This is a genomic window from Collinsella sp. AM13-34 (assembly GCF_003473055.1).
In the GTDB taxonomy this organism is placed as follows: domain Bacteria; phylum Actinomycetota; class Coriobacteriia; order Coriobacteriales; family Coriobacteriaceae; genus Collinsella.
Genome location: NZ_QRLE01000042.1, coordinates 1 through 6,026, shown reverse-complemented (window position 1 = coordinate 6,026; position 6,026 = coordinate 1). Strand labels below are relative to the sequence as shown.

The 6,026-nt window shown below is 58.4% G+C and carries 7 protein-coding genes; all 7 read right to left on the bottom strand.

Annotated features, from left to right (window positions below; all coding sequences use genetic code 11):
- Window positions 1-47: 47 nt before the first annotated feature.
- The 7 genes from DW151_RS10180 to DW151_RS10150 all read right to left on the bottom strand — a co-directional run bounded on the left by DW151_RS10180 (window position 48) and on the right by DW151_RS10150 (window position 5,825).
- The gene (locus tag DW151_RS10180) at window positions 48-671 is read right to left on the bottom strand and encodes an AAA family ATPase (protein ID WP_118335718.1); all 624 of its coding nucleotides are present in this window, start codon (window positions 669-671) and stop codon (window positions 48-50) included.
- A 48-nt stretch (window positions 672-719) separates the two neighbouring features.
- Window positions 720-1,358 carry an amino acid ABC transporter permease gene (locus tag DW151_RS10175; RefSeq protein ID WP_006235796.1) on the bottom strand — a complete coding sequence of 213 codons (639 nt, stop codon included), beginning with the start codon at window positions 1,356-1,358 and terminating at the stop codon, window positions 720-722.
- A 3-nt stretch (window positions 1,359-1,361) separates the two neighbouring features.
- Window positions 1,362-2,108, bottom strand: a complete 747-nt coding sequence (locus DW151_RS10170) for an amino acid ABC transporter permease (RefSeq protein ID WP_118205924.1) — start codon at window positions 2,106-2,108, stop codon at window positions 1,362-1,364.
- A 24-nt stretch (window positions 2,109-2,132) separates the two neighbouring features.
- The gene (locus DW151_RS10165; RefSeq protein WP_118335716.1) at window positions 2,133-3,008 is read right to left on the bottom strand and encodes a transporter substrate-binding domain-containing protein; all 876 of its coding nucleotides are present in this window, start codon (window positions 3,006-3,008) and stop codon (window positions 2,133-2,135) included.
- Between the two features lie 8 nt (window positions 3,009-3,016).
- A complete protein-coding gene (locus DW151_RS10160; RefSeq protein WP_055251548.1) occupies window positions 3,017-3,748 on the bottom strand; it encodes an amino acid ABC transporter ATP-binding protein in 732 nt (243 codons plus the stop codon).
- 358 nt (window positions 3,749-4,106) lie between these two features.
- Window positions 4,107-4,550 (bottom strand): GatB/YqeY domain-containing protein, encoded by a 444-nt coding sequence (locus tag DW151_RS10155; protein WP_006235801.1) that lies wholly within the window; start codon window positions 4,548-4,550, stop codon window positions 4,107-4,109.
- A 54-nt stretch (window positions 4,551-4,604) separates the two neighbouring features.
- On the bottom strand, window positions 4,605-5,825 hold the full coding sequence (locus DW151_RS10150) for a peptidylprolyl isomerase (RefSeq protein ID WP_118205922.1): 1,221 nt from the start codon (window positions 5,823-5,825) through the stop codon (window positions 4,605-4,607).
- Between the last annotated feature and the right edge of the window lie 201 nt (window positions 5,826-6,026).

The following is a 6,026-nucleotide window of genomic DNA, read 5'->3' as shown; positions in this document are numbered from 1 at the left end:
AGTTTCGGGGCGCAGTTCACTGTCCCCTTTGTGGTGGTTTTGATCGGCTAGCCCTCGAGCTGCGCCAGCTTGTAGCGGTAGGCCGCCGCGATGACGTCTTTGCAGCCCTCGCGACCCAGCTTGGCGCGGTTGACGACGATGTCCTTGCCGCTCGTCATCTTCCACTTTCCGGCGCTATAGCGCTTATAGAACGCTTCGCGCGCCTTCTGCTGCTGCTTGACCAGCTTGGCGCCCTTCTTTTTGTTGAGGCCGCGCTTTTTGCGCACGATCTCGACGCGGTCCTCAAAGGGTGCGGTCACCAGCACGGCAATGTGATTGGGGTTGTTGCGCAGCAGGTAATCGGACAGACGGCCTTCGATAATGCAGCTCTCGGTCTCGCCCAGATCCAAAATCACCTGGCTCATCTTCTGGAATAGCTTGTCCGAGTACGAACGGGCATCGTAGCGGTCGGGCAGAAACGCCATGTTCTCCACGGCCAGACGCTCGTCATAGGCGGCCATCTTATCGAGCGACTCGCCCGCGCGCAGCGACGCGCGCACCAGCAGCTCGTTGTCGTACAGTGGAATCCCCAGCTCGTCGGCAAGCATGCGACCAATCTCGTGGCCCTCGGCGCCAAAGTCGCGCGCGATGGTAATGACCACAGGATTCTTCTTGTTCTCCAGATCGCTCATCGCGATTCCTTTCTCTATGTGACAAAGGGGCTGTCCCTTTGCCACGTTCTACGCTGCCACCATTCGCCTCTGATATGCGCGAACCAGCAACGAGATACCAAAGTTGAGCACAAAGTACATCGCAAACACCAGGCCGTAGAGCATAAGCACCTGCGACAGATCGATCGCGTGGGCCATCACGACGTTTGCCGTGTACATGAGCTCGGCCACGTTAATGCCCGAAAGATACGAGCTGTCCTTAATGACGGTCGTGCACTGGCTAAACAGCGCCGGAATGATCGTCTTAAACGTCTGCGGCAGAATGATGTAGCGCATGGTGGCAAAGAAGCCAAAGCCCTGGCTCTGCGCCGCCTCAAACTGGCCGCGCGGAATCGAGTTGAGACCGCCGCGCACAATCTCGGCCATAACGGCGCTGGTAAACAGCGTAAAGGCAATGGTCGAAATCACAATGTCCAAACCCTGCACCGTAAAGTAGATAAACAGGATCCACAGCAGGTTCGGCGTGCAGCGGAACAGCTCGATATAGGCGCTCACCAGAATACGGAATGGGCGGGGCGCATAGCTTTTAACGAGCGCCAGCACCGTGCCAAAGATGAGCGAGAAAAAGATCGACAGCGCCGAGATCTCTATGGTCTTAACAAAGCCGCCCCAAATGTAGAGCAGGTTGGTCGCGTTGAAGATTTCCATGCGCTAGGCCTCCTCTACGTTGTCGAGCCCCAGCTCGGCCAGGCTCACACCGCGCGGACGCTCCTTGGAGCGGCGCTCGAGCCACTGCACCAGCATGGCGAGCGGAAAGCAGATAATGAAGTACATAAGGCAGCAGACGATGTACCCCTGCAGGTAACCGTACAGACTCACAAAGTTGTCGGAACAGTACATAAGGTCGCCGCCGGCCACAAGCGCCAGCACCGACGTATTTTTGACCAGGTTGAGCGCCTGGTTACACAGTGGCGGCAGAATGATCTTGAACGTCTGGGGCAGCACGATGTACCAGTATGCCTGCGCACGGGTGAAGCCCTGGCTCTGGGCCGCCTCCATCTGACCGCGCGGAACCGCCTCGATACCGGTGCGGATGACCTCCGAGATATAGGCCGCGTGATACAGGCCCACGCCCAAGAAGCCCAACACGAACGGCGCAATGCGCACCGGCTGGTCGGCACCGGTTATGGCCTGCAAAAACTGCGGGCCGGCCATGTACATAAAGAGCACCTGCACGGGCAGCGGAGTGTTCTGGTAAAACTCCACGTACACGCGGCTTATGGCGCGCAGCACGCGCGAGCGGGTGGTAGAGAACACGCCCAGCAGCGTGCCCAGCACCAGCGACAGCAGCAGACCGGCAACGACCACCTGCAGCGTCACGCCAAAGCCCTCCCAGAAGGGCCCCATGTTTTGAAATGTCGTCGACCAGCGGTCGGCGTCAAACAATCCTTCGAGCATTTGATTCCTTCCTACGCCGAGCGCCTATACAAGACCCCAGGTCTTGACCTCTTGGTCGAGCCAGCCATCGGCCAGGCGATCGCAAATCACCTGATCGACCACGGCCGAAAGGTCGCAGCCCTTCTTGGTCGCCACGCCGTAGCCCTGCTCGCCAAACTTGATCTCGGGCTGCAGCAGCTCGACGGTCTCGTTCATGTAGCCGGCCAACGTGGAGCGGTCCATGGCAAAGACGTCGATATTGCCGGCGTCGAGCGAACTCTTGATGATGGGGTAGCCGCTAAAGGCCCTAAACTCGGGCTTGCAGCTAAAGCCGTTGTCCTTGATCATCTGCTCGATCAGGCCCTGCGTGGTAGCACCCTGGCTCACGCCAATAACTTTGCCGTCCAGGTCCTCAATCGAGGTAAAGCCCGAACGCTTCTTGACCATGAGTCCCACGTAGTCGGTGCGGTACGGCGTCGAGAAATCCCAGCTCTTCTTGCGCTCGTCGGTGATGGTGTAGGTCGCCGCGACCACGTCGAGCTGGCCGTTATCGATCAGCGGGCCGCGCGTCTTGGGCGTTACGTCGGTAAACTCGACAAGCTCCTGGGCGCGGGCCTCTTTGTAGCTCACGCCAAAGACGGCAGCGGCGATCTGGTAGCACAAATCGACTTCCATGCCCTCAAAGCGACCCTTGGCGGTGTCGTAATAGCCGTAGCCGGGAACGTCTTTCTTAACGCCGGCATTCAGATGGCCGCGCGACTTGATGGCCGCAAGCTTGGATCCCTTGTCGGAACCCTCGCCGCTGGTGGAGTTGCCGCAACCGGTGAGCGCGGTCCCCGTCAGCGCAAGCATGCCGGCGCCAGCCAGCTGCAAAAAGTGACGGCGCGATACAGCCGCCCTCGTCATATCCGTCATGTCCATCACCGCGCCTAGTGCAGAATCTTGGACAGGAACTCGCGGCAGCGCGGGTTCTCGGGGTTATCGAAGAAGTGCTCGGGCGTGCCCTCCTCCAGAATGCGGCCGTCCTCCATAAAGATGACGCGGTCGGCCACCTGGCGCGCAAAGCCCATCTCATGCGTCACGCAGATCATGGTGATGTCCTCCTGCGCAAGCTCAATCATAACGTCCAGAACCTCCTGGACCATCTCGGGGTCGAGCGCCGAGGTCGGCTCGTCAAACAGGATGATGGGCTGCTTGGTACACAGGGCACGGGCGATGGCGATGCGCTGCTGCTGACCACCCGAGAGATTCTGCGGATACTCGCCGGCCTTATGCGCCATGCCGACGCGCTTGAGTGCGGCGATGGCGATCTCGGTCGCCTCCTCCTTGCTCTTCTTTTGCAGCTTGATGGGCGCGAGCGTCAGGTTGCCGAGCACCGTCATGTTGGGATACAGGTTGAACTGCTGAAACACCATGGAACTATACTTGCGAGCCATCTCCAGGTGGTTCTTTTTGGTGAGCGGCGTACCGTCGATAATGACCTCGCCCGACGTGGGCTCCTCCAGATAATCGACGCAACGGATGAGCGTCGACTTACCCGAACCGGAAGGCCCGATCATTACGAGCTTCTCGCCGCGCTTGACGGTGAGGTTGATATCTTTGAGCACATGCAGGTCGCCAAAGTACTTGTTGAGATGTTTGATCTCGATCATGTCTGCCATGAATGTCCCTTCCCTGCGTTTACACGAGTTGAACTATTGTACGGAAAGAACCACGTTTCCGCAGCCCACACTACATTCCCGTAAAGAACCCGCAATCTTCCACCCACTCATTGGGGACAGACTTAAATGAGTACCCCCCGTGGGTACTCATTTAAGTCTGTCCCCAATGAGCACCGAAAATAATACAACCGCCCTTGTTGAGCATAAGTCAGCGAAAACCCGTACACGCGAGCAAGGTGACGTGAAATGAAAGGGCGCAGACCTTATGGTCGCGCCCTTGAAATTGAACGTCAGATTGCCGTGTGTACGGGTTTGCAGCGTCGAGCCGTTACGCGGTTTGGTAAAACCGCGTAACAAATTACGCGAGTTTGGCGCCGACGATCTTTGCCGCGGCCGGCTTGTCGAAGTTGCCGCCGGTGGCCTTGCCGAGTGCGCCCATAACCTGGCCCATCTGCTTCTTGGACGTGGCGCCCAGCTCGGCGATGACCTGCTCGATCAGGGCCTCGAGCTCCTCGCCCGAAACCTGCGCGGGCAGCAGGCTCTCCAGAATCTTGACCTGCTCGGTCAGGTTGTCGGTACGCTCCTGGTCGGTGCCGGCCTTGATGGACATCTCCAGCGTCTCGCTCGTCTGCTTAATCAGACGCTTGATCATGCTATTGACGTCTTCCTCGGTCACATCGCGGCGCTCGTTAACCTCGATATTCTTCACCTCGGCCTTGACCTGGCGAATGATGGACAGGCGAACCTTGTCCTTGGCCTTCATGGCCGCGATCATTTCCTTCTGCAGCTCTTCGTTGGTCATCTGCAAATCCTCTCTAATAGCGTGGGCGGCACTCGCGCGAGCACCGCCCCATGATTACTCAGTCGTCGACGAATCGTCGGTCGAACTCTTGGTGACGCCCTTCAGGCTCACGTTATAGGGTACGTCCTTGGGCATGGGATTGACGGTGATGTCAGCATCCTTCTTGTACTGCTCTAGCCACTCGCTATACGCAGTGCTGGCCGCCTGCGTCTTCACCACGTTGGAGACGTACTTTTTGATGGCCTTGGGCACCTGGTTGATGTCATCGACCTGATTATCGACATGGAAGTAGTCGGTGCACTTGATGATGTGATAGCCGTACGTCGACTCGACCACGTCGCTCACATCGCCCTTGTTGAGCCCCTCGAGTGCCGTCTGGTAGCTGTCGACAAAGGTGGTGAGCTTGTCCCAGCCCACGTCACCCTTCTTCTCCTTGGAGCCGGTGTCGTCGGAATACTGCTTCACGGCGTCTTCAAAGCTCAGCTCGCCGGAGTTGATCTTGTTCAGGCACTCCTGCGCCTTAGCCTTGGCGGCAGCCTTGTCCTCATCGGACGCATCGGAATCAACCTTGATCAGGATGTTCGACGAGCGGCGGGCATCGTTGTACTTCGACAGGTTCTCGTTGATGTAATCGACGATCTCGCTGTCCTTGGGCTTGCTGGTGGGCGCCACGGCATCTTTGAGCTTTTGCTGCGCCAGGCTCTCCTTGAGCGAGCTCTTATAGGTGTCCTCGGTGTAGCCGTAGGTCTTAAGGGTCTTCTTAAAGGTCTTGGCGCCGCCCGCGCTCTTGCACGCGTCCTTCCAGGCTTTCTCGACCTCCTCGTCCGACACCGTCACGCCGTTCTCCTTCTGTGCCTGTTGGAGCAGAATCTGCTGCGTGTAGGAGTCGATGAGTTGCTTGCGGTACTTCTTGGGCGTGAGGTCGTTGTCGACCAGATACTGCGCCCAGTCCTTGTCCTTGGTGTAGCCGTAAGACGTGCGCATGCTCATGATCTGCTTTGTCACGGTGTCCTCGGTGAGGTTGGTGCCGTTGATAGTGGCAGCCACACCGCCGGTAAGCTTGTAGCCCGAGGTATCCTCTGCCTGCGACATAAGGCCGGAGCATGCCATGGCCGAGACGGAAAGCAGCATCGCCAGCACGCCGATGACCACCAGAACGATCTTGACGGTCTTAGACACGTACGTCTTGCGCTGCTTCTTACGAGAGCTCGACGCGGCGCGGGCCTGCTGCTCGGGCGTCGGTGCGGCCTCGGAGTTCTTTTTCTTGTTTGCCATAGTTGGCCTTTCGCATCACGAATCGAACAAACGCCATTGTGTCACAACGCAGCCCCCGCGACAAAGGGGCAACCCTGGCACTTGGGGACGTTCCTTTTGCCATAGTTGGCCTTTCGCATCACGAATCGAACAAACGCCATTGTGTCACAACGCAGCCCCCGCGACAAAGGGGCAACCCTGGCACTTGGGGACGTTCCTTTT

Excerpts from the sequence above, each read along its gene's own strand:
- DW151_RS10180 (WP_118335718.1), bottom strand. The coding sequence starts at position 671 with ATGAGCGATCTGGAGAACAAGAAGAATCCTGTGGTCATTACCATCGCG.
- DW151_RS10175 (WP_006235796.1), bottom strand. The coding sequence starts at position 1,358 with ATGGAAATCTTCAACGCGACCAACCTGCTCTACATTTGGGGCGGCTTT.
- DW151_RS10170 (WP_118205924.1), bottom strand. The coding sequence starts at position 2,108 with ATGCTCGAAGGATTGTTTGACGCCGACCGCTGGTCGACGACATTTCAA.
- DW151_RS10165 (WP_118335716.1), bottom strand. The coding sequence starts at position 3,008 with ATGGACATGACGGATATGACGAGGGCGGCTGTATCGCGCCGTCACTTT.
- DW151_RS10160 (WP_055251548.1), bottom strand. The coding sequence starts at position 3,748 with ATGGCAGACATGATCGAGATCAAACATCTCAACAAGTACTTTGGCGAC.
- DW151_RS10155 (WP_006235801.1), bottom strand. The coding sequence starts at position 4,550 with ATGACCAACGAAGAGCTGCAGAAGGAAATGATCGCGGCCATGAAGGCC.
- DW151_RS10150 (WP_118205922.1), bottom strand. The coding sequence starts at position 5,825 with ATGGCAAACAAGAAAAAGAACTCCGAGGCCGCACCGACGCCCGAGCAG.